25 protein-coding genes are annotated in these 22,046 nt (G+C 71.0%); 5 read left to right on the forward strand and 20 right to left on the reverse strand.

Translation table 11 applies throughout. The features are described 5' to 3' along the window. Positions 1–31 precede the first annotated feature (31 nt). Both AC4D2F_RS10920 and dapA read right to left on the reverse strand, forming a co-directional pair. Positions 32–1,732, reverse strand: a complete 1,701-nt coding sequence (locus tag AC4D2F_RS10920; protein ID WP_490910600.1) for a ribonuclease J — start codon at positions 1,730–1,732, stop codon at positions 32–34. Beyond that, positions 1,729–2,667, reverse strand: coding sequence for a 4-hydroxy-tetrahydrodipicolinate synthase (gene dapA / locus AC4D2F_RS10925; RefSeq protein WP_104168984.1), 939 nt, complete (start codon positions 2,665–2,667; stop codon positions 1,729–1,731). The genes AC4D2F_RS10920 and dapA overlap by 4 nt, the downstream gene beginning before the upstream one ends. Before the next feature lie 101 nt (positions 2,668–2,768). On the opposite strand from dapA, the gene AC4D2F_RS10930 reads away from it, so the two are divergent. Next, complete coding sequence (locus tag AC4D2F_RS10930) at positions 2,769–3,950, forward strand: heparan-alpha-glucosaminide N-acetyltransferase domain-containing protein (RefSeq protein WP_490910601.1); 1,182 nt, start codon at positions 2,769–2,771, stop codon at positions 3,948–3,950. A 28-nt stretch (positions 3,951–3,978) separates the two neighbouring features. Here AC4D2F_RS10930 and AC4D2F_RS10935 read toward each other — a convergent pair whose 3' ends face one another. Genes AC4D2F_RS10935 through AC4D2F_RS10965 form a run of 7 tightly spaced genes read right to left on the reverse strand, consistent with a single transcriptional unit; the run spans position 3,979 to position 9,564 of the window. Then, positions 3,979–4,479 carry a hypothetical protein gene (locus AC4D2F_RS10935; protein ID WP_490910602.1) on the reverse strand — a complete coding sequence of 167 codons (501 nt, stop codon included), beginning with the start codon at positions 4,477–4,479 and terminating at the stop codon, positions 3,979–3,981. Further along, the gene (gene dapB, locus AC4D2F_RS10940) at positions 4,476–5,249 is read right to left on the reverse strand and encodes a 4-hydroxy-tetrahydrodipicolinate reductase (protein ID WP_104168987.1); all 774 of its coding nucleotides are present in this window, start codon (positions 5,247–5,249) and stop codon (positions 4,476–4,478) included. Before dapB ends, AC4D2F_RS10935 begins: the two co-directional genes overlap by 4 nt. Before the next feature lie 10 nt (positions 5,250–5,259). Next, positions 5,260–5,697, reverse strand: coding sequence for a molybdenum cofactor biosynthesis protein MoaE (locus tag AC4D2F_RS10945; protein WP_490910603.1), 438 nt, complete (start codon positions 5,695–5,697; stop codon positions 5,260–5,262). Continuing rightward, complete coding sequence (locus AC4D2F_RS10950; protein WP_490910604.1) at positions 5,684–6,169, reverse strand: MogA/MoaB family molybdenum cofactor biosynthesis protein; 486 nt, start codon at positions 6,167–6,169, stop codon at positions 5,684–5,686. The genes AC4D2F_RS10945 and AC4D2F_RS10950 overlap by 14 nt, the downstream gene beginning before the upstream one ends. Then, on the reverse strand, positions 6,166–6,651 hold the full coding sequence (moaC, locus tag AC4D2F_RS10955; protein WP_104168990.1) for a cyclic pyranopterin monophosphate synthase MoaC: 486 nt from the start codon (positions 6,649–6,651) through the stop codon (positions 6,166–6,168). The genes AC4D2F_RS10950 and moaC overlap by 4 nt, the downstream gene beginning before the upstream one ends. After that, positions 6,648–7,967, reverse strand: a complete 1,320-nt coding sequence (locus AC4D2F_RS10960) for a molybdopterin molybdotransferase MoeA (RefSeq protein ID WP_490910605.1) — start codon at positions 7,965–7,967, stop codon at positions 6,648–6,650. Before AC4D2F_RS10960 ends, moaC begins: the two co-directional genes overlap by 4 nt. A 46-nt stretch (positions 7,968–8,013) precedes the next feature. Continuing rightward, positions 8,014–9,564: a molybdopterin-dependent oxidoreductase gene (locus AC4D2F_RS10965; protein ID WP_490910606.1), complete on the reverse strand. Its 1,551-nt coding sequence runs from the start codon at positions 9,562–9,564 to the stop codon at positions 8,014–8,016. Between the two features lie 190 nt (positions 9,565–9,754). Between AC4D2F_RS10965 and moaA the strand changes: the two genes are divergently transcribed. Together moaA and AC4D2F_RS10975 are read left to right on the forward strand one after the other, a co-directional pair. Next, positions 9,755–10,825 carry a GTP 3',8-cyclase MoaA gene (gene moaA / locus AC4D2F_RS10970; protein ID WP_104168993.1) on the forward strand — a complete coding sequence of 357 codons (1,071 nt, stop codon included), beginning with the start codon at positions 9,755–9,757 and terminating at the stop codon, positions 10,823–10,825. A gap of 1 nt (position 10,826) precedes the next feature. Beyond that, entirely contained in the window at positions 10,827–11,078 is a 252-nt protein-coding gene (locus AC4D2F_RS10975) for a MoaD/ThiS family protein (RefSeq protein ID WP_104169011.1), read from the forward strand. On the opposite strand, the gene AC4D2F_RS10980 is transcribed toward AC4D2F_RS10975, so the two are convergent. The 6 genes from AC4D2F_RS10980 to AC4D2F_RS11005 all read right to left on the reverse strand — a co-directional run bounded on the left by AC4D2F_RS10980 (position 11,075) and on the right by AC4D2F_RS11005 (position 16,942). Then, positions 11,075–11,440 (reverse strand): hypothetical protein, encoded by a 366-nt coding sequence (locus AC4D2F_RS10980; RefSeq protein ID WP_490910607.1) that lies wholly within the window; start codon positions 11,438–11,440, stop codon positions 11,075–11,077. The two genes, AC4D2F_RS10975 and AC4D2F_RS10980, sit on opposite strands and share 4 nt — an antisense overlap. Positions 11,441–11,454: 14 nt before the next feature. Further along, positions 11,455–12,960, reverse strand: coding sequence for a CYTH and CHAD domain-containing protein (locus tag AC4D2F_RS10985; protein ID WP_490910608.1), 1,506 nt, complete (start codon positions 12,958–12,960; stop codon positions 11,455–11,457). Between the two features lie 83 nt (positions 12,961–13,043). Then, a complete protein-coding gene (locus tag AC4D2F_RS10990; protein WP_490910609.1) occupies positions 13,044–13,427 on the reverse strand; it encodes a DUF7793 family protein in 384 nt (127 codons plus the stop codon). Positions 13,428–13,481: 54 nt separating this feature from the next. Next, entirely contained in the window at positions 13,482–13,949 is a 468-nt protein-coding gene (locus AC4D2F_RS10995; RefSeq protein ID WP_490910610.1) for a DUF7793 family protein, read from the reverse strand. A 272-nt stretch (positions 13,950–14,221) separates the two neighbouring features. Then, the gene (locus AC4D2F_RS11000) at positions 14,222–15,064 is read right to left on the reverse strand and encodes a universal stress protein (protein ID WP_490910611.1); all 843 of its coding nucleotides are present in this window, start codon (positions 15,062–15,064) and stop codon (positions 14,222–14,224) included. Positions 15,065–15,280: 216 nt separating this feature from the next. Continuing rightward, positions 15,281–16,942, reverse strand: coding sequence for a catalase (locus tag AC4D2F_RS11005; protein WP_104168999.1), 1,662 nt, complete (start codon positions 16,940–16,942; stop codon positions 15,281–15,283). Positions 16,943–17,015: 73 nt separating this feature from the next. Between AC4D2F_RS11005 and AC4D2F_RS11010 the strand changes: the two genes are divergently transcribed. Next, positions 17,016–17,480 carry a Fur family transcriptional regulator gene (locus AC4D2F_RS11010; RefSeq protein WP_490910612.1) on the forward strand — a complete coding sequence of 155 codons (465 nt, stop codon included), beginning with the start codon at positions 17,016–17,018 and terminating at the stop codon, positions 17,478–17,480. 114 nt (positions 17,481–17,594) lie between these two features. After that, positions 17,595–17,831, forward strand: coding sequence for a hypothetical protein (locus AC4D2F_RS11015; protein WP_490910613.1), 237 nt, complete (start codon positions 17,595–17,597; stop codon positions 17,829–17,831). An 82-nt stretch (positions 17,832–17,913) separates the two neighbouring features. Here AC4D2F_RS11015 and AC4D2F_RS11020 read toward each other — a convergent pair whose 3' ends face one another. The 5 genes from AC4D2F_RS11020 to AC4D2F_RS11040 form a co-directional block, all read right to left on the reverse strand. After that, positions 17,914–18,552 (reverse strand): vitamin K epoxide reductase family protein, encoded by a 639-nt coding sequence (locus AC4D2F_RS11020; RefSeq protein ID WP_490910614.1) that lies wholly within the window; start codon positions 18,550–18,552, stop codon positions 17,914–17,916. A 5-nt stretch (positions 18,553–18,557) separates the two neighbouring features. Next, complete coding sequence (locus AC4D2F_RS11025; RefSeq protein ID WP_490910615.1) at positions 18,558–19,259, reverse strand: DsbA family protein; 702 nt, start codon at positions 19,257–19,259, stop codon at positions 18,558–18,560. A 180-nt stretch (positions 19,260–19,439) separates the two neighbouring features. Continuing rightward, positions 19,440–20,156, reverse strand: a complete 717-nt coding sequence (locus AC4D2F_RS11030; RefSeq protein ID WP_490910616.1) for a hypothetical protein — start codon at positions 20,154–20,156, stop codon at positions 19,440–19,442. Continuing rightward, positions 20,153–20,539 carry a PadR family transcriptional regulator gene (locus tag AC4D2F_RS11035; protein WP_104168265.1) on the reverse strand — a complete coding sequence of 129 codons (387 nt, stop codon included), beginning with the start codon at positions 20,537–20,539 and terminating at the stop codon, positions 20,153–20,155. The genes AC4D2F_RS11030 and AC4D2F_RS11035 overlap by 4 nt, the downstream gene beginning before the upstream one ends. 133 nt (positions 20,540–20,672) lie before the next feature. Further along, complete coding sequence (locus AC4D2F_RS11040; RefSeq protein ID WP_490910617.1) at positions 20,673–22,043, reverse strand: M16 family metallopeptidase; 1,371 nt, start codon at positions 22,041–22,043, stop codon at positions 20,673–20,675. Positions 22,044–22,046: the final 3 nt, after the last annotated feature.

Here is a 22,046-nt window from a genome sequence, read left to right on the forward strand (position 1 = left end):
GCGCCGACGAGGCCTTCGGGGACCGCCGCGCTCAGGCTTCCAGGACCACCGGGATGATCATCGGGCGCCGTCGGTACCCCCGGTTGACCCAGGTTCCGACGATGCGCCGGACGACCTGCTGCAACTGGTAGGTGGTGTGGTCCGGCGTGTTCGTCACGGCCTCTTCGAGGGCCCGTGCGATCTTCGGCTTGATCTCGTCGAACACGGCGTCGTCCTCGGCGAACCCGCGGGCATGGATGTCCGGGCCGGACACGATCGTCCCGGTGGTGCGGTTGACCACGGTGATGATCGAGATGAAGCCCTCCTCGCCGAGGGTCCGCCGGTCCTTGAGGTCGGCGTCGGTGATCTCCCCGACGCTGGAGCCGTCCACATAGACGTAGCCGCACTCGACGGCTCCCACCACGCGTGCCCTGCCGTCCACGAGGTCGACGACCGAGCCGTCCTCGGTGAGCAGGACGTTCGACGCGGGGACGCCCGTCTGCTGCGCGAGCTTCCCGTTGGCGATGAGGTGCCGGATCTCGCCGTGCACCGGCATGACGTTCCTGGGTCTCAGGATGTTGTAGCAGTAGAGGAGCTCCCCGGCCGCGGCGTGACCGGACACGTGCACCTTGGCGTTGCCCTTGTGGATCACGTCGGCGCCGAGCTTCAGGAGCCCGTTGATCACGCGGTATACGGCGTTCTCGTTGCCGGGGATGAGCGAGGACGCCAGGATCACGGTGTCGCCCTTGCCCACGGTGATGCGGTGGTCGCCGCTGGCCATGCGGGACAGCGCCGCCATGGGTTCGCCCTGGGAGCCGGTGGACATGAGGACCACGCGGTCGTCCGGGAGGTCGTCGACGTTCTTGGTGTCCACGAGAATGCCGTCCGGCACCTTCAGGTACCCGAGTCTCGCGGCGATCGCCATGTTGCGCACCATCGAGCGGCCCGCGAAGCACACGAAGCGGCCATGGGCGTGGGCGGCGTCGAGCACCTGCTGGACGCGGTGCACGTGGGAGGAGAAGGAGGCGACGATGATGCGCTTCCGGACCTGTCCGAAGAGGCTCTCGAGGACCGGACCGATCTCCCGTTCGGCCGTCGTGAAGCCCGGGACGTCGGCGTTCGTGGAGTCGACCATGAGGAGGTCCACGCCCTCCTCGCCGAGGCGCGCGAAAGCCCGCAGGTCGGTGATACGCCCGTCGAGCGGCAACTGGTCCATCTTGAAGTCGCCCGTGTGCAGGACGTTGCCGGCCTCGGTCCGGATGAACACCGCGAGGGCATCCGGGATCGAGTGGTTGACGGCGACGAACTCGCACTCGAACGGCCCGAGCTGCTCGATCTGCCCCTCGGACACGGTGAGGGTGTAGGGGCGGATCCGGTGTTCCTGCAGCTTCGCCTCGACGAGAGCGAGGGTCAGCTGCGAGCCGACGAGGGGGATGTCGGCCTTGAGGCGCAGGAGGTAGGGCACCGCCCCGATGTGGTCCTCGTGGCCGTGCGTGAGCACCAGGCCGACGACGTCGTCGAGCCGGTCCTCGATGGAGGAGAAGTCGGGGAGGATCAGGTCCACGCCGGGCTGGGTCTCCTCGGGGAAGAGCACGCCGCAGTCGACGATCAGCAGCTTGCCGCTGATCTCGAACACCGCCATGTTGCGCCCGATCTCGCCCAGCCCGCCGAGCGGCACGATCCTCAGCGTGCCCGGCTCCAGCGCCGGGGGCAGGCTTCGCTGGGCAGGGACGACGCCGGCCGCGTCGCTCATGCCCGGGCGACCCGGCGCGTCCCCGGGGACCCGATGTCCCATCCGGCCTCGGCCAGGTCGGCGAGGACCGGCTCCAGCTCGGCACCGTCCGGTTCGACGAGGGGCAGGCGGACGACGGCGTTCGTGAGCACCCCCTGCAGGCGCAGGATCTGCTTCGCGGAGACCGCGCCCGGGATGTGGGTCATCACGGCGCGCACCACGGGGTCGAGGCCGAAGTGGATGCGGCGGGCCTCGTCGAGATCGCCCGCCGCCGCGGCGTCGACCAGCGCACGGAAGGCGACGGTGGCGACCTGCGCGCTGACGCTGACGACCCCGACGGCGCCCGCGGCCATCCACGGCAGGGTGAGGCCGTCGTCGCCCGCGTACACGTCCAGGTCGGTGGCGGCGAGCACCCGCGTCACGGCGGCGAAGTCCGCCTTCGCGTCCTTCAGGGCGCCGATCTTCGGGTTCTCCGCCAGCCGGAGCATCGTCTCGGTGGTGATGGGGATGGCGGACCGGCCCGGGATGTCGTAGATCATGATCGGCAGGTCGCTCGCCTCGGACACCGCCGTGAAGTGGGCGAGCACGCCGGACTGGGTGGGCTTGTTGTAGTAGGGCGTCACCACGAGCTGCGCGTGGGCCCCGGCGCGCTCGGCACGGCGTGCCATCTCCACCGAGTGCGAGGTGTGGTTGGTGCCCGTGCCGGCGATGACCCGGGCGCGGTCCCCCACGGTCTCGACGACGACGCGGTAGAGGTCCTCCTTCTCGGAGTCCTCGAGCGTCGAGGTCTCCCCCGTCGTGCCCGAGACGACGAGGCCGTCACAGCCGTCGTCGACGAGCTTCGCGGCGAGGGCGGCGGTGGCATCGAAGTCGACGCCGCCGTCGTCGGTGAACGGCGTGACCATCGCGGCCACGAGCGAACCGAACGGGAGGATGCGGGAGGGGGTTTCAGCCATGGGTAAAACGTTACCCGGTCGGGCGGGACCCGGTGGGACCGGGCACGCAGTCCGGGCCGCCGCGCCGGGGACGCGGGAGGTGCCTGTGGGACCATGGCTGGATGCACACGACGTCCGCGCCCCGCCGCCTGACCGGGATCGACGCGGCGCGCGGCGTGGCCCTCTTCGGCATGATGAGCACGCACATCCTGCCCCTCTACGCCCCGGGCACCACGGACGCCACGTGGACGGCCCTGGTGTTCTCCGGCCGTGCGTCCGGCCTGTTCGCAGTCGTCGCCGGCATCGGCCTGGCCCTCCTGACGGGGGGGCGCTCCCCCCACCGCGACCGGACGCTCTCCGCCGACCGCACGGGCATCGCGGTCCGCGCCCTCGTGATCGCCCTGATCGGGCTCGTCCTCGGCGGCGTCGAGACGAACATCGCCATCATCCTCGTCCACTACGGGCTGCTGTTCCTCCTCGCCCTGCCGTTCGTGGGGCTGCGGCTGAGGGCCCTGGCGGCGTGGACGGCCGGCTGGCTGCTGCTCGCCCCCGTGGCCGCCTACCTGCTGCGACCCCTGGTCACCGCGGCCGTGGACCCGCCCTCCGTCGGGGGCAACCCCGTCTTCGAGCACTTCCTCGCACCGGCGACGCTCGCCGCGGACCTCTTCCTGACCGGCTACTACCCGGTGCTGCAATGGCTCGGCTTCATCCTCGTGGGCCTCGTGATCGGACGACTGGACCTGTCGCGGTTCGGCGTGCAGCTGGGACTCCTCGGCGCGGGCGTGCTCGCCGCGGTCGGGGCCCGGCTGCTGAGCACCCAGCTCCTCGGGCCCGGCGGCGGTCTCGCCGCCCTCCTGGCGACCCCGGACGGCAGCCGCTACCCGCTGGAGGCGATGCTCGACGTCGGGCTCGCGAGCATCGACCAGTCGGGCTCGTGGTGGTGGCTCGCGGTCAGCGCACCCCACTCGGGGACCACGCTCGACCTCGTGCACGTGGCGGGATCCGCTGCCGCGGTCGTCGCGGCCTGCCTCCTGCTCACGCGCCGGTTCCCGCAGGCGCTCCTGCCGCTCTCGGCGCCGGGGGCGATGACCCTGACCCTGTACGCCCTCCACATCTGCGTCATGAGCTGGGCGGACAAGCTGACCCCGCTGCCGGAACCCCTGCTGCTCTTCTGGCTGCAGGTCGCCGCCGCGGTCGCGATCGGCATCCTGTTCCAGCGCCTGCGCTCCCGCGGACCCCTGGAACTGCTCGCCTCCGGTGCGGCCAACGCGGCGCGGGACGGACGTGCCGACGCCCGGCACTGACGCCCTCGGCGCGCGCGCCGGTCCCCTGCTAGAGCGCGGCGCCGGCCCCGTGCTGCCGGTACAGCTTCGCGGCGTCGCGCATCGCGCGGCGGGCGCGCCTGCGGTCGCCCGCGGCGTCATAGGCGCAGGAGAGCCTGAACCAGCTCCGCCAGTTCCCGGGATCCGCTTCCACCTCGGCCTGGAAGGCGGGGAAGGCGGCGTCGGCTGCGGACCGCACGATCCGCCCGGCGGGTGTCCTCGGGAGGTCGTCGACGGGCAGACCACCCTCGGCATCGAGCCGGCGCGCCATCTGCTCCGTCCGGGCGCCGAAGAGCAGTTCCCGGATCAGGGCCCACGCGCCGATGCACGGCAGCAGGAGGTACCCGACGCCCAGGGCCTTGGCCACGGGCTCGGGGTCGCCGAGGAGCAGGAAGCTGCGCTGGAAGGCGACCACGAGCCAGAACACGAGGAGCGCCGTGACGAGCAGCACGCCGACCTTGACCTTGTGCTGCCGGTAGAACCCGAGCACCGGGTTCGGGGGCGGGGTCATGACCCCGCCCCCCCGGTCTGCAGGTCCAGATAGCCGTCCAGTCCCACGGTCAACCCGGGGTACCGGGCCACCGAGCGGATCCCGAGGAGGACGCCGGGCATGAACGAGGCGCGGTCGAAGGAGTCATGGCGGATGGTCAGCTGCTCTCCCGCGCTCCCGAACAGGACCTCCTGGTGGGCCGTCAGTCCGCGGAGCCGCACGGAGTGCACGGGGACGCCGTCCACACTCGCGCCGCGCGCGCCGTCGAGCTGGTCCCGCGTGGCGTCCGGGGCGGCGGGCACGCCCGCGCCGGCCCGCGCCGCGGCCACGAGCTGGGCGGTGCGCACGGCCGTGCCGGAGGGGGCGTCGACCTTGTCCGGGTGGTGGAGCTCCACGATCTCGACGGAGTCGAAGTAGCGGGCCGCGGCGGCGGCGAACGCCGTGGCGAGCACTGACCCGAGCGCGAAGTTCGGTGCGATCAGGACGCCCGTGGACGGGGTGGCGGCCAGGAGGGCCTTCAGGCCGTCCAGGCGGTCCGCGGTCCAGCCCGTGGTCCCGACGACGGCGTGCATGCCGTGTTCGACGGCGAAGCCGACATTCCTGGCGGTCGCGTCGGGGACGGTGAGGTCGACGACGACGCGGGCACCGGCGGAGACGAGCGAGTCGAGCGGGTCGCTGCTGCCGAGGGCGGCGACGAGCTCGAGGTCGTCCGCCGCCTCGACCGCGCGGACTGCCTCGGACCCCATGCGTCCCCTGGCACCCAGTACGGCCACCGGCAGTAGTTCAGTCATGCCCTCAAGCCTACTGTTCCGCGCCTGCCCCGACCCATTCCACGCTGCCGTCCGCGAAGAACTGTTCCTTCCAGATGGGAACGCGCTCCTTCACGAGGTCCACGAGGTCCGAGCAGGCCCGGAACGCCTCGCCGCGGTGCGCGGCCCCGACCGCGGCGACGAGCGCCTGATCCCCGATCGCGAGGGGTCCCACGCGGTGCGCCACCCAGATCCGGATGCCGTCGTGCCGTGCGGCGATCTCCTCGGCGACCTCCCGGATGACGCGGTCGGCGCTCGGGTGCGCCGAGTAGCTCAGCGAGCTCACCTCGCGGCCGCCGTCGTGGTCCCTCACCACGCCGCTGAAGCCGACCACGGCCCCGCAGTACGGGGAGTCGACGCCGGCGTGCGCCTCCTCGGGAGTGATGGGGGTGTCGGCGACGGCGGCGTGCACGACTTCACCGGTGGTCATTGTGGCCCTCCTGCTGGGAGCAGATGTGGTCGATGAGCGGGGAGAGGACGGCGAGGCCGTCGTGGACTCCCCCGGGCGATCCGGGCAGGTTGATGACGAAGGTGGAGCCCGCGGTGCCCGCCAGCCCGCGGCTGAGGACCGCCGTGGGGACGGCGTCCGCGCCGGCGCGGCGGATGGCCTCCATGATGCCGGGCAGGCTGCGCGTCAGGTACGGCGCGGTCTGTTCGGGCGTGACGTCGTCGGGACTGAGCCCCGTCCCCCCGCTCGTGATGAGCACCGACGGGCGGGCCTCGAGGGCGGCACCGATCGCGGCGCCGACGGCGTCACCGTCGGGAACCACGACGGCGTCGGCGACGGCGTAGCCGTGGTCGTAGAGCCAGTGGGCGATGGCAGGGCCGCACTCGTCCTCGTAGGTGCCGGCGGCGGCGCGGGTGGAGGCGATGACGACGGCGGCGGTGCGCAGGGGTGTCATACGGCCCAGTCACCGCTCTTGCCGCCGGACTTCGAGAGCACGCGCGTGCCGGTGATCACCGCGTGCTTGTCCACGGCCTTGATCATGTCGTAGAGGGTCAGTGCGGCGACGGACGCGCCCGTCAGGGCCTCCATCTCCACGCCGGTGAGCGAGGTGGTCTTCGCGAGCACCACGACCCGCACGCGGCCGCCGTCGGGCTCGAAGTCGACGGTCACCTTCGACAGCGGCAGCGGGTGGCACAGGGGGATCAGCGTGGAGGTCTGCTTGGTCGCCATGATGCCGGCGACGCGGGCGACGGCGAGGGCGTCACCCTTCGGCAGGCCGCCGTCGGTGATGAGTGCGACGACGTCGGGCGTCGTCTCGAGGGTCGCCTCGGCGACCGCCTGGCGGACGGTCGCCTGTTTGCCGGAGACGTCGACCATGTGGGCGGTGCCGTCGGAGCGGACGTGGGAGAGCCCCTCGGTGGGGGGTGGAGTGCTCATGATGGGGTCCTTTCTGCGGAGTCCATTCCACCAGATCCGGCCCGATCCTCCGCGCCCGGGTCCCCGGTTGCCAGGGGGGCCGCCGGTATGGGACCGATGAGCGTGACGTCGACGCGGTCGCCCCGGGCGAGCGAGGCGACGCCCTCGGGCAGGTGGACGAGGCAGTTGGCGGCGGCCAGGGCGTGCAGCAGATGGGACTCGGGGCCGCCCACGAGCGTCACCCTCCCGTCCCGGTACACGCCACGGCGTACCTGGTGCTTGGCGGGAGGACTGTCGACGCCCTCGGCGAGGACCGCCCCCAGCACGGGGCGGGGCGCCGGGACCCCGGTCAGCCGGTGGAGGGCCGGCCGCAGGAACATCTCGAAGGAGACGATCGCGCTCACCGGGTTGCCGGGGAAGCCGAGGAACGGGACGCCGGAGAGGGTGCCGTGCGCCTGGGGTCCGCCCGGCTGCAGGGCCACCGAGGAGAACTCGACGCTGCTGTCCGCCAGCGCCTGCTTCACCACCTCGTAGGCGCCCTGGCTGATGCCTCCGCTGCTGAGGACGAGGTCGGTGCTGTCCGCCGTGATGCCCGCGAGGGCCTCGCGGAGCACGGCCGGATCGTCCCCGAGCAGGCGGTGGCGGGTGACCTCGGCGCCCGCCTCCCGCAGCGCCGCCTCGAGGAGGGTCGTGTTGGCGTCGTAGATCCGTCCCGGAGCGAGGTCCGAGCCGGGCTCGGCCACCTCGTCGCCGGTGGACAGGAGCAGCACGCGGAAGCGCGGGGCCACACGGACCTCGCCGACCCCGCAGGCGGCGAGGAGCCCGAGCTGGGCGGCGCCGAGCAGCGTGCCCGCCGGCAGTGCGAGCCCGCCCTCCGCGATGTCGCTGCCGGCCCGCCGCACGAACAGTCCGGCGTCGATCCCGCCGGGGAGTCGCACGGTCGCGGTCCCGTCCGCCCGCTCCGCGGCCGAGTGGAACCGGGCGGGCTCTGCCCGTTCGATGGGCACGACGGCGGCGGCGCCCGCCGGCAGCATGGCGCCGGTCATGATCGGGGCCGCCGTTCCCGGCTCGAGCGGCGGCGGCGCGATGCCCGCCGGGATGGGCTCCGCCACCGTCAGCGTGGCCGTGCCCGCGAGGTCGGCGGCGTGGACGGCGTACCCGTCCATCTGCGAGTTGTCGAACGGCGGCAGGCTCACCGGCGCGGGCACGTCCTCCACCAGTGCCCGGCCGAGGGCGTCGCGGAGCGCGAGCACCTCCGCGGCCGCTCGGGAGTACCCGCTGCCTGCGTTCAGGAGTCCGGCCACGGCGGCCTGGTGTTCGGCGACGGTTCGTCTCATGGCTGCCTTCCGCGCGCTGGTGCCGGGACCGCCCGGCGGGCGTGGCCTAGGTCACGGAGAACGTTACCGTGTGCAGCCCTTCGGCGCCGTCGGGGGCCGGGGGCACCGTGTCCACGGACTGCGCCGCGCCCTCCCGGTCCACCGCCCGCGCCTGGAGGGTGTGCGATCCGGCCTGCAGCCGGAGGGTGGCGCGGTACTGGCACCAGGTGTCGTCGGAGATCGGCGTCGCGAGCGTGGCACGCTGCCAGGGCCCGCCGTCGACCCTCACCTCGACGGCCCCGACTCCCCTGTGCTGCGCCCAGGCCACCCCGCCGACGACGACGTCCCCGGCGGGGACGCTCGCGTTCGGGCGCGGGACGTCGATCCGGGAGGACGTCTTGACGGGGCCGCGCTCGGACCAGCCTCGGGTGGACCAGTACGCGGTGTCGTCGGCGAAGCGGGTCACCTTGAGCTCGGTCACCCACTTCGTGGCGGACACGAAGCCGTACAGACCCGGGACCACGAGCCGGACCGGGAAGCCGTGTTCCACGGGCAGCGGCTCCCCGTTCATGCCGACGGCGAGCAGCGAGTCCCGGGCGTCGGTCAGCGCTTCGAGGGGCGTGCCGGCCGTGAAGCCGTCCACGCTCCGCGACAGCACCATGTCGGCCTCGGGCCGCACGCCGGCTCGGGCGAGGAGCTCGCGCACGGGCCAGCCGAGCCAGCGGGCGTTGCCCGTCAGGTCCCCGCCGACGGTGTTGGACACGCAGGCCAGGGTCACGTGGCGTTCGATCAGGGGCAGGGCGAGCAGTTCGTCGAACGTGATCTCGAGCTCGCGGTCCACGAGTCCCGTGACCTTCAGGGACCATCCGGCGGCGTCGACGACGGGCACCACGAGTGCGGTGTCGATCCGGTAGAAGTCAGCGGTCGGCGTCACGAGCTCGCTGATGCCCTCGATGCCGAGGTCCGCACCCTCGGGGACGAAGGAGCCCTCCGGCGGCGGCGCCCCGGTGGGCGCGGGCAGCGTGATGGACGAGCGCTGCTGCGTCACGGCGGTCTGGGAGGAGCGCACCCCGGTGGCTGCCGCGCCGGTGGCGGCGGCGACGACGGCGGTGCCGCCGGCCCCCTGGAGGAACCGGCGGCGCGCCGGGAGCGAGACCTCCCCGCCGTCGTCGGCCGTCCTGGACCACGTGCCCAACGCCCGGATGAGCGCGGCCAGGACGAGGATCGCGACGAGTGCCGCCACCGCGGGAGCCACGAGGGAGACGGTGGAGGACTGCGGCCGTGAGGCCACGGCGAGCGCGCCCGCTATCCCGAAGCCGACGACGACGGCCCGGCCCGCGAAGGCCCGCCGGTACTCGAGCGTGCCGGCGGCGAGGGCGATCCCGACGATGACCGCGGCGATCGTCGCCAGGAGGACGGCCTTGTCCGCCGTGCCGAACCAGGCGATCGCCCAGTCCTTGACGGCCGGGGGGACGACGTCGATGACGGCGGACCCCACGGCGCTGACCGGGGTGACGGAGGGGCTCAGTGCGGCTGCCGCCAGCTCACCGGCGATCACCCCCAGCCCCACCGCCAGCGCGCCCGAGACGGCGGCCCACGCCGGGCGTCGTATGCTCACGGGGGAATTCCTGCCTTTCCGTCATGTCCCGACCGCTCCGCCGTCCGGCCGGTCGGGTCCGTTCCTTACACGACCACGGGGGGAGGGAGGTTCCCCGCGTTCTACAGGGTCGTGACGCCGGGTGGAAGCCTCGCCCGTCCGGGCGCCCCCGGGTAGGGTCCGGGCCGATGGAGGGCGTAACCTCGAGTGCATGGGAATCCAACTAGGAATGCCCCGCGTCGCCCGCGGGGGCACGATCGAAGGCCTCCTGGACACCCACGGGAGGCAGGCGACGGACATGCGCCTGTCGCTGACGGACAAGTGCAACCTGCGGTGTACCTACTGCATGCCCGCCGAGGGACTGAACTGGCTGCAGAAGGACCAGGTGCTGTCCCGGCAGGAGATCGTCCGGCTGGTGCGCATCGGCGTGGACCTGCTCGGCATCCGTGAGCTGCGACTGACGGGCGGGGAACCGCTGGTCCGGGCCGACCTGCTCGACATCATCCGGGACATCCGCGCGCATCACGCCGACCTGCCGATCTCGATGACGACCAACGCCCTGGGCCTGGAGCGCCGTGCCGTGCAGCTGAAGGACGCCGGGCTCACGCGGATCAACGTGTCCATGGACTCCCTGCACCCGGAGACCTTCGCCCAGCTGACCCGCCGGCCCTTCCTGGACCGCGTGCTCCGGGGCATCGAAGCGGCCGCCGACGCCGGACTCGGCCTCGTGAAGATCAACGCCGTGCTGATGCGCGGCATCAACGACCACGAGGCGCCCGATCTCGTGGAGTGGGCGGTGTCCCGCGGGTTCGAACTGCGCTTCATCGAGCAGATGCCCCTCGACGCCGACCACGGCTGGACGAAGGAGGGCATGGTGACCGCCGCGGAGATGCGCGCGCTGGTCGAGACCCGCTTCGTCCTCACCCCGGACCCCCGGAGACGCGACGGCGCGCCCGCCGAGCGGTGGGAGGTCCGGGCGAGGACCGCCCCCGACGTCGTCCTCGGGACCGTCGGCATCATCGCGTCGGTCACCGAACCGTTCTGCGCCGATTGCCGACGGACGCGCGTGACGGCCGAGGGCAAGATCATGAGTTGCCTCTTCTCCCGCGAGGAGACGGACCTGCGCGGCCTCCTGCGCTCGGACGCTGACGACGAGGCCGTGGCCCAGCGCTGGCGCGACGCCATGTGGCTCAAGCCGCGGGCGCACGGCATGAGCCACACGGGGCTCGGTGCCGAGGACTTCGTCCAGCCCGACCGGTCGATGAGCGCCATCGGTGGCTGAGGTGCTGGTGAGGTATTTCGGGGCGGCGAAGGCCGCCACCGGTGTCGGTGAGGAACGGCTGCCCGGCGGACGCACGTTGGCAGCCGTGCTCGACGAGTTGCGCGCACGCCCGGCCTCCCCGGGCGCCCCGTCCCTGGTGACGGTCCTCGGGCGCAGCAGCTTCCTGCTGAACGAGGTCGCGCTGCGGGACACCTCGACCGTCCTCGCGGACGACGACGTGCTGGACGTCCTGCCGCCCTTCGCCGGCGGCTAGGAGGCAGCGGAGCCCTCGACCTGCACCCGGTCGACGCCGTCGGCCGCGGCGCCTGCCGCCGCGCCTGCCGGGACTGCCGCCTCCGGCAGCAGGCGTCGATCCTCGTGCTGCCGGTCGATGGTGACGCGGTACCAGTAGATGGCCTTGTGACCGACGGTCAGGTCCACCGGATGCCCCTGGTGGTGGCTCATGCCGCAGGTCTCCTCGCCCCAGACCTCGACGTGGACGACCCGCTCGTGACAAGGGAGACCGCGGTCCTCGACCGCCTTCCGCGCGTAGCGCATCAGCACCAGACCTTCGAGGTAGCCGGCACCCGCGGCTCGCAGGAAGCTGACCGTCTCGTACCGCGGGTAGGTCGTCATGGCGGGGGCCGTTCCTACTTCGCGCGAAGCTCCGAGGGGAAGTGCTTCCATTCCCGGCGGAAGCGGGATTCCGCACGAAGGGCTGCGACCTGTTCCAGGGCATGCAGCCGACCGTAGGTGAATCCGTTCTCACCCTGCTTGAACGCAGCGGCACCGAGGCGGCGCAGCAGGTCCCGGGTCACGACGCTGTCCTGATGCTCGCCGAGGATCTTCTGGATCCCCACGGCCGCCTCCTCGATGCGGGCGACCTTCTTCCGGCCGAGCGGGGCCGCGGCCTCGGTCGCGTACCGTAGCCGCTTGCCCTCCTTGCGCGCCTCATGGAGGGCTGGGTGGTCTCCGACGCCCGCGGGGTGCTGCCTGGCCTCGTCGACTGCCGAGCGCAGGCGCCGGATGTCCCGGTTCAGGAGATCCGGGATCACCTGAGCGGCCGGCTCGGCGGCCCGGGCCGTCAGTGCCGGGGCTGCCAGCACGGATTCGAGGGTGTCGAGCAGCAGGAAGTAGCGGCGCCCGCGCAGCGCCTTGAGGGCCCGGGCGTGGGCCTTCCGGTAACCGTCCCCGAGCTCCAGGTCGACCCTGCGCCGGACCGGGCCCAGCACCAGTTCCGGCGGTTCGTCGGCCAGCATCTCCCTGAGCCGTGCGTGCATGACCTCGGCGTCCCGCGCCTTGCCGAGCACGCCGGCGAGCCACTTCAGTTCCTCACGCAGGAGCCGTACGGCGTCGGCGTCCTCCAGCAGGGAGCGGTACGTGCCCAGGACCGACCGCACGCGCCGGGTGGCGACCCGCATCCGGTGGACCGCGTCGGGTGCGTCCTGCCGCACCTGGGGGTCCTGCTCCTCGAGCGCGGCCATCTGCTCGTGGAGGTAGGCGAGCAGGATGTCCCCGGCCGGACCGCCCGGTGTCGGTGTGGGTCGCGTGTCGGCGACGGTGCGGAGCAGGGAGCCGAGGGTCCGCTCCAGTTTGGAGCTGTGGGCGGCGGGGCGCGCACCGGCGTCCGCGACCCGGGTCTGCACGGCATCGAGCAGGTCGATCGACCCGTCGACGAGCTCGATCTCCCATTCACGCCAGTGCAGGCCGGTGGGTTCGGGCCCCAGCGCCTCGGCCTGCACACGGTCGTCCATGAGGTCGGCCAGGATCCTGCCTCCCTCGTCGCGGAGGTGGTGCACGATGCGCTGCGTCGTCAGCCGGGCGACCGGCACCAGCGCCCCGCTCCTGACGTGCACCCGGATCAGGTCCAGCAGTGCCTCGGGGACGCCGTCGGCCTTCCTGCCCAACGGCTCATGGTGTTCGTGCCGTTCGTCGGGACCCGCCGGGATCTTGAGGTGCCACCCGGCGTCCTCACCCCCTGATCGTCGTCGCAGCGTGATGCGCCGGGAGGCCAGCCTGAAGTCCTCGGTATCGAAGTACTCGGCCTCGAGCCGATGCTCGACCGGCTGGTCCACCGTCCCGATCCCGGGAAGGTCGTGCAGCGAAGGAACCCCGGCGTCGTCGTCGACGTCGAATTTCCGCTCAATCTCAACCACGGCATCAGGACGCATAGGGCACTGTATATCGGGACACCGGCCCGCGTCAGCAACCCGCGGGCGGCCCCGTCACCGCGACGCCGTCAGGGTGCGTGGGGGCAACCGGTGAGCCAGGGCAGGGCATTGGCCCGGTGCCGGAAGTACCGGGTCGGATAGGGCGGATCATGGACCTCGGCGAAGAACGCCGCGAGGGCCCTGTCCACCGCCGTCGGTCCTACGATCGCCATCGCCGCGATGTTGAGCTCCCCGGCGAACCGGCGGAGGGCGGTCCGGCTGAGGGTCACCATGCCGTTGAGCTCGACCAGCATCGGCGGACACACGTTCCTGCTGATCACATCGGCCCGCTCGACGAGGGCGATCGCATCCGCCTCGCCGACACTCATGCCGGCAAGCCATTCGACCCACAGGACCCCGTCACGCATCGTCGCCGTGAAGGCCTCGGCCGCCAGCTGTTCCTCGTCGATCATCGCTCCCTCTCCATCAGATTGCTCGGCATCCGGTCGCAGACCACGCCCGGGCCGCTACACGAGGCGGGACGACGGATCGGGAAGATGACTCGTCAGCCATGCCAGCGCCGCGTCCTCGTCCGTGAAGAACCGGACCTCGTGCACCGATTGCTGCACGGATGCGGCGTTGACCCGGTCCACGGGGGTGACCCCCAGCATCGCAGCAGCCAGGACCATGATCTCGGAACCGTAGGCTGCCCTCGCACCGGCGTTGATGATCTTGATGTGGCGCATGTCCACCAGGATCGCGTACGGGACATGACCCACCAGCTCCAGGCTCTGCTTGAGGACGTCCCTGGCGTCGGCTTCCTGGACCTCGGTTCCCGGCACCCAGGTCAGGCGGAGCAGGGCAGGACGGAGCAGGCTGAGGGTCGCCCTGCCCTCGGCCGCGGAAACCTTGACCGCCCGGCCATAACCGGACGCCGGCACCGTGTCCGCACCCGGCAGCACCGCCTGCTCGGTCCGTCGATCGTCGATACCCACCAGCTCCCAGCCACAATGGTCGTCAGCTCCCCATCCTACGAACCAGCGGGTCCCATGACGTACCGGGCACCCGCAACTTATCCGCAGATTGTCCGCATGGGAGCGAGAGCTGCACAACGGGGAGCCCCTCCGGGGCCGACCCGGCGCGGGGAACGGCCGGCAGCCCGTCGTCGTGCTCCGTAGCGTTCCACCCTCTTACCGGCTCGGGCGAGGGCGAAGACGAGCGAGCTCGGCATCGGCGGTCCTTCTCGCCGTGCTTCGGGACACATGTCCTACCGGACGACGATGACGTTGCCTCGGGCGTGGTGGAGGACGGCGTGGACCGTGGACCCGAGGCGGGCACCGAGCGTGTTGGTGCCCTTCGCGCCCAGGACGACGCAGACGGCCCGATGCGCCTGGTGGATGATGACCCCGGGGACGGACGGTTCCGCGAAGGAGTCCTCGATGACGGTGAGGTCCGTATCCGCAGGCAGGAGATTCAGGGCCTGCTGGATGACGGGGTCGTGCTCCGGGTCGGGCTGCCGCGTCCGGGCGTGCCGCGTGTAGGGCCGGACGTGGAGGACGCGGAGCGGCGCGTGCAGGGTCGTCGCGAGGACCGCTGCCTCGGTGACGGCGCGATCGCTCTCCGGTGATCCGTCGACCGCGACCAGGACGTCGCCCTTGCCGGGCTGATCCTCGCGGATGACCGCGATGGGGCAGGAGGAGGACGCGGCGAGGTGGAGGCTGACCGAGCCGATGACCAAGCCTGCGAACCCGCCGAGCCCGCGGGTGCCGGTGACGAGGAGGGCAGCGTCGGCGGAGAGCCGGGTGAGTACTTCTGAGGGAAAGCCGGTGATGAGCCGCACGCTGACCTCGAGGTCCGGTTCCGCCTGCTTCGCGAGATCGAGGCCTTCGGCGCTGGTGCGCTCGGCGGCCCGCTGGAGGCCGCTGTCCTTGATGTCGCCGACCGGGCCGAGGTCCTGGGTGAAGAACGGCCAGACCCAGCAGTGCACGACGACGAGAGGCAGTCCGGAGACAGCCGCGTGGTGGGCCGCCCACAGCACCGCCCGGCGGGAGCCATCCGAGCCGTCATACCCGACAAGGACAGGCTTGACCGGCGCTTCGGCCGGGCTCACGCTGATGCACCGACGATTAGCAGTGACTGAAGGGGGCGATAGGGCGGCAGTGTTGCATGCATGGTGAGTCCTTGTCCGAGCAGAGGTCCTGCCTGAGCATGACCCACTCCGGCCCAGATCGGTAGGACTGTCCGCCTCCCGGACCGATGACAGGCCCCACCCTTCGCAGGGTAGGGCCTGTCGGGTCCGGGTGTTCAGCTGGTTACGGCCGTCCGCTCAGCGGGTGACCACCACGTGCTCGTTGGGCACGCAGTGCGTCATGGTCAGTCCCTCGACGTCGCGGGGGCCGTTGCTGCCGAGGTTCTTCAATCGCATCAGCTCGTCCTCGGACAGGGTCTGGCTCGCGAGGGGCGGCAGGTCCTTGACCTCGTCGACGCCGATGCCCAGGCCCTCACCGACACGTGCTCCGAGCTCGTCATCGACGAGGTAGAAGTGCCAGACCATGCGCTCCTGCACCGCGCGTGCCGCCTGCCCGATGAGCGTGACGAAGTTGCCGACGAGGTCGTCCTTCTCCCACTGCTCGAGCAGCTGGTACCGCTGGCCCGCCTGCAGGTAGTCGTTGGTGAGCGGGATGCGCTTGCGCGTCAGCCGCCCCTGGATCTCCGGGCCCTGGTCGTCGTGCGTGGGGTACTGCCCCTCACGCAGGCCACCGGTGATGGAGGGCTCGTAGTTGACGTGGGGGTTCTGCCCGGGCGCCCGGTCCGTCCCGTAGGACATCTGGCCACCGCCCTGGTTGGTGTGGACCGAGGCGTTCTTCGCCGAGTTGACGGGGAGCTGGAGGTAGTTCGGGCCGACGCGGTAGCGCTGGGCGTCGCTGTAGCTGAAGGTGCGCCCCACGAGCATCTTGTCGTCCGAGAAGTCGAGGCCGTCCACCAGGACGCCGGTCCCGAAGGAGAGCTGCTCGTTCTCGTTGTGGTGGTCCGTGACGTTCCGGTTCAGCGTCATGGTGCCGATGAGTTTCGGCTCGAAGTCCTGTTCCGGCCAGGTCTTCGTGTCGTCGAGGGGATCGAAATCGAGCTCCGGGTGGTCGCCGTCGTCCATCAGCTGCACGTACAGGTCCCACTTCGGGTAGTCGCCGCGCTCGATCGCCTCGTACAGGTCCTTCGACGCGTGGCCGAGGTCCGTCGCCTGGATGTTGGCGGCGTCCTCCTCGGTCAGGCTCTTCACGCCCTGGCGCGGCTGCCAGATGTACTTCACGAGCTTGGTGGCACCATCGGCATCGACCCACTTGTAGGTGTTGACGCCGAATCCCTGCATGTGGCGGTAATCAGCCGGTATGCCGCGCGGGCTGAAGAGGTTCACGAGCATGTGCATGGCCTCGGGGGTCTGCGACATGAAGTCGAAGATGCGGGCCGGTTCCTGCCTGAACGTGATGGGGTCCGGCTTCAGGGAATGGATGACGTCGGGGAACTTGATGGCATCGCGGATGAAGAACACCGCGAGGTTGTTGCCCACGAGGTCCCAGTTGCCGTCCTCCGTGTAGAACTTCACCGCGAAGCCGCGGGGATCCCGGGCCGCCTCGGACGAATCCCGGCCGCCGATGACGGAGGAGAAGCGGATGGCGACATCGGTCTTCTTGCCCGGTTCCGAGAACAGCTTCGCACGGGTGTAGGTGGCGATCGGCTCGTCACCGCACTTCCCGGTGGCCTCGAAATCGCCGTACGCCACGAACCCGCGGGCGTGGACCACGCGCTCGGGGATGCGCTCGCGGTCGAAATGGCTGATCTTCTCGAGGAACTGGTAGTTCTCCAGGGTGGCCGGGCCGCGGGCACCGACGGTCCGGGAATTCTGGTTGTCGTACACCTGGTGGCCCTGGCGGTTGGTCAGGACGGGCCGGTCGTCCCCTTCGGCGGGCGGCTGGCTGGCGACATCAGTCATGCGGTGCTCCTCACGGTGGACTCTCAACAACGGTTGTTTTGAGTAGTTCAAAACAAACGGTACAGTGGTAACCATGCCGACTGCATCCACTTCCGTCCCCGACATCGATGTGCTAAAGCACACGATCCGGGCGTCGGGGCTGAAGGTGACGGCGCCCCGGGTCGCGGTGCTGCGCACCCTGCAGCACCTCCCGCACTCGAGCGCCGAACGCGTGTTCGACCGCGTGAAGGACGAGTTGTCCGGGACGTCCCCGCAGGCGGTATATGGAATCCTGGCGGCCTTCACGGGAGCCGGCATCGTCCGTCGATTCGATCCTCCGGGTTCCCCCGCCCTGTTCGAATGCAGGGTCGGGGACAACCATCACCACCTCGTCTGCGTGGCGTGCGGGACCATCAGGGACGTGGATTGCGTGATCGGGGAAGCGCCCTGCCTGGAGCCGTCCGACGATTCCGGGTTCACCGTCTTCGCCGCCGAAGTGACGTTCAACGGCTTGTGTGAGCAATGCCGCGCCGCCGCCTCGGCCACCGACGACCCGTAGCCGGGAAACACCCACCAACCACCGGCCGATCATCGGTCCGGTGACCCACCGTACGGGCACCCACCCACCAGCCTGGTGCGGTCATGCCCGAAATCGACCGAGAAGGAAGAACCCTTGACCCTCATCGCCCCCACCACCCGCCCCGATGTCCGCCCCGCCTCCCCCGGCAGGCTGCCGGCGTCCCCGCTCGGCGGGAGCTACACCACGACGAGCCGCACGACACCCAGGAGCTTCCGGGCGCCCGGCACCTACGTCACGTCGAACGGGCCCGCACCCGCCACCTTCGGCAGCTATGTCACCACCGAGGTCCGACGCCCGGTGTCCGGCGGCTCGTACACCTACGTCGGCTAGCAGGGCCGCGGCATCGACCGACAGTACGACGTCGGTGAGGGCCGGTGCCGGAGCGTCCGCTCCGGCACCGGCCCTCGGCGTCTCAGGTGAAGACGTGGAGGAAGCGGAGAAACACGGAGGCGGCGACGGCGATCCAGGTCAGGACGATGATCGGTGCCACCCAGGCCGCCAGGCTGCGCGTCAGGCCGGCGGGGGCGGGAATGATGCCGTGGACCAGGTTGCGGACGGTGGTGAGGATGACCAGGGGAACCATCGCCGACCACACGACCATGCAGTAGAGGCAGAGGATGTGGATGTCGAACAGGGCCTGGCTCCACAGCCAGGCCGCGAACACCGCACCGAGGGTGACGCCCACCTGCAGGCCCACCCAGTACCAGCGGCTGAACCGCGCCCCGGCGAGCAGGGCCATGCCGGTCGTGATGACGACGGTGAAGCCCACGAGCCCGATGAACGGGTTGGGGAAGCCGAAGAGCTCGGACTGCCAGGTCTCCATGACCTGCCCGCAGGACACCCACGGGTTGATGTCGCAGCTGGTCACGTGGTCGGGGTTCCGGTAGAGCTCGAGCTTCTCGAGGATCAGGATCCCGGCGGCGGCCCACCCGATGACACCGGTGGCGACGAGCATGGCCCCGAACGGGACCCTGCGCGCGAACCCGGGCACGGACACGTCATCCTGCCCACTTCCCGGGGATGATGTGACGTCGCTGGTGGTGTGAGCCATGATGCTCAGTCCGCGATGGCGGTCTCGATGAGGCTGCGGAATTCCTCGAGCGTGGCCGGCTGGATCTTCCGTCCCTCGAGGAAGAACGTCGGGGTCCCCTCGACGTTCAGCGCCATGCCGTCGTTCTTGTCGGCGTTCACGCGCTCCATGGTCGCCGGGTCGGCGATCGCTGCGTCGTAGGCCGCCATGTCCAGGCCGAGATCCTCCGCGAAGCCCCGGAACACCGGCGACCTGTCCTCGGAGGTGTGGCTCCACTCGGGCTGTGTCTCGTACATGCGCGCGTGCATCTCCTTGAACCTGCCCTGCTGGGCGGCGGCCTCGACGGCCGCGGCCGCGGTCTCGGAGTTCGGGTGGCCGGGCAGTGGGAAGTATCGGGAGACCACCGTCAGGTTCTCCCCGTACTCCTCGGAGAGGTCCTCCACCACGGGGTATGCGGCCAGGCAGGATTCGCATTCGAAGTCGAGGAACTCGACCAGCACGGCCTTCTCGTCCGGCGCCTGGGACAGGCGGTGGCTGTCCTCACGCACGACCTCCGCAGCGGTCGTACCGGCCGTCGGGCTGTCGTCCGCGCCCAGCGCGTTGAAGAGGAGCACCAGGCCGACGACGACGGCGGCGGCTGCCAACAGGCCGATCGCGATCCGGTTCGGCAGGCTCAGGCCCTTCGTCGTGTCGGGCGTCGCGCTGGGAGCGGGGGCGGGGGTCGGCACGGTGGGTGTCTCCTGGTCATGGAACGGCGTCGTCGCGCAGGTGCTTCGGACGGTTCGGCGGTCATTGCTCCTGCGCATCTTCAACAGTACCCGGCATCATGTACTGACCCGGGGCGCCGGGAAGAGCCGGCTACTCCCTCACGGAGGACGGGCCCAGGCGGTGAAGGACCCCCTGCTGACCTAGCGGAAGGACAGCGCGAGGCCGAGCATGGCCAGGGCGAGGAGGGGGAACAGCCAGTCGGTCACCTGGACCATGAGCCGCGCCCCCGTCCCGGTGCCGTCCGCCGTCCCGGAGAGCGGATCGGTGACGTCGTCGGCGCTCCCCGGGCGGGATGACCGGACGGTGTTCGTGATCGACAGGGCCACCATGACCAGGGCGCTGCCGACCACCCAGGGCAGCGGATCCATGGACAGCCAGGCCTCGGCCTGGTTCGTGGGGGTCACGACCGCCGAGAGGATCCCCGCCACAGCACAGGCAGCGGCAAGGGCCACGCAGACCCGGATGCGACGGACGACGGCGTCGAGGTAGAACGGCAGGAGAGCGACAAGCACGACCGGCGTGGCGAGGAAGGCCGCCTGCGCCGGGGACACCAGCAGCAGCTCCGACCGCGTCCAGGACACGACCGCCTGGTTGAAGAGCAGGAAGGCCAGGAGCCCCAGGAGCGACGGCCGCAGTGCGGTGCGGATCCAGTCGTGCTTCGGTGCGGCCGGGAGCTCGAGCGCGGCTGCGTAGTCCCGGGCGGGCCCGAACGCCTCCTCGGCCCGCTGGCCGGTGTCGCCGAGGAGTTCCCGGACGCTTGCGACGGTGTCACCGATGGCGCTCCCGTGCACCTGGCGCAGGCGGAGTTCCATGACGAGCTGATCGAACCACTTCTTGTCGCTGGTCTCCTGCGTCATGCCGGGGTCTCCTTCGTGAGCCGCTCGGGGTCGAGGTAACCGGTACTGGTGTCGGCGAAACGCCGCCAGTCAGCACACAGACGGGTGAGTTCGGCGCGTCCCTGATCCGTCAGTGCGAAGTACTTGCGGCCGGGGCCTCCGTCGCCGGCGCGCCATTCCGTGGTCACCAGCCCGGCGGTCTCGTAGCGGGACAGGAGCGGGTACAGCGTCCCGCCCTTGATGGTGCCGAACCCGTGACGCTCGAGCTCGCTGATGATGGCGTAGCCGTAGGACGGTCCCGCGGACAGGGCGCGAAGGGCCAGGAGACCCAGCGTGGCTCGCAGCCAGTCGCTCGGCCAGTCCACGCTGCCCGGGGTCGGGCGATCGGCACTCGGGACATCCATGACTAGATTGTCTATCTAAGTAGTTAGCCTGTAAAGAGGGCATCGTGCGGTCCGTGATCGTGGACCGCACCTCCAGGAAGGGAAGCAGCATGCCCGGCCTGCGCTGATCCGTTCTGCGGCGGGGCCCCGGCATCTACCCGGCGAGGTCGGCTTCCGAGTCGAAAGGCCCGACGACGACCGTGGTGCGCGGCGCCGCGGCGAGTTCCCGGGCCAGCGCCTGGACGTCCTCGGCGGTGACGGACCGGATGCGCTGGAGGGAGGTGTCCATGTCGACGAACTCGCCCGAGACGAGCTCGGACCGGCCGAGCCGCGACATGCGGGAGCTGCTGTCCTCGAGGGCCATGACCAGTCCGCCGGAGAGCTGCCCGACGGCCTTGCGGAGCTCCTCGGCGTCGATGCCGTCGGCGGCGAGCCGGTCCAGTTCGGCGCCGAGCAGATCGATGACCTGGGCGGTCTTGGCCGGCGAGCACCCCGCGTACATGCCGAAGTAGCCCGCGTCCGCGTAGGCCGCCGAGAACGAGTAGGTGGAGTAGACGAGGCCGCGCTTCTCGCGGATCTCCTGGAACAGCCGCGAGGACATGCCGCCCCCGAGGACGGCATTCAGGACGCTCATCGCGAACCTGCGCTCGTCGGTCGCCGTGAGGGAAGGACATCCGATCAGGATGTTCGACTGTTCGACGGCGCGCCGGATCACGTGGACGCCCGTCGCCCCCCTGACCGGCACTTCGGTGGTCCGGCGGCGCGGGACGGGCAGGGCACCCTCGTCGAGGGTCCACCCGGCGGACACGAGCGCTTCCTGCACGAGACGGCAGACGACGTCGTGGTCCAACCCGCCCGCGGCGGTGACGACGAGCTCGGCGGGCGTGTAGTAGCGGCGGTAGTGGGCGAGGACGGACTCGCGCGGCACCGCGCGGATCGCCTCGGGGGTTCCGCCGATCGGCCGGCCGAGGGGGTGCTCCCCCAGCACCAGCTCGACGAACCGCTCGTGCGCCACGTCCGCGGGATCGTCGCTGTCCATCGCGATCTCCTCGAGGATGACGTCGCGCTCCTGCTCGAGTTCCTCGGGGTCGAGCACGGCGGAGGTGACCATGTCCGCGATGACGTCGATGGCCATCGGCAGGTCCGAGTCGAGGACCCGCGCGTAGTAGCAGGTGTTCTCCTTCGCGGTGGCGGCATTGGATTCGCCGCCCACCTCGTCGAAGGCGGACGCGATGTCCATGGCGCTGCGACGCGTGGTCCCCTTGAACAGCAGGTGCTCGAGGAAGTGGGTGGAGCCGTGCTGGCCGTCGGCCTCGTCGCGGGACCCGACGCCCACCCAGAAGCCGATGGTCGCGGAGCGCTGGCCCGGCATCGCCTCGGTGAGCACGCGCACGCCGCCGGGCAGCACGCTGCGCCGCACCACGTTGCCGCCGGGATCACCGGCCACGAACGTGGGATCGGCACCCTCCGCACCGGTGTGGGTGGTGGGCAGCAGGGGAAGGGACACTACGGAGGACAGGGACATCCT

The organism is Arthrobacter sp. TJ-263 (assembly GCF_058269155.1).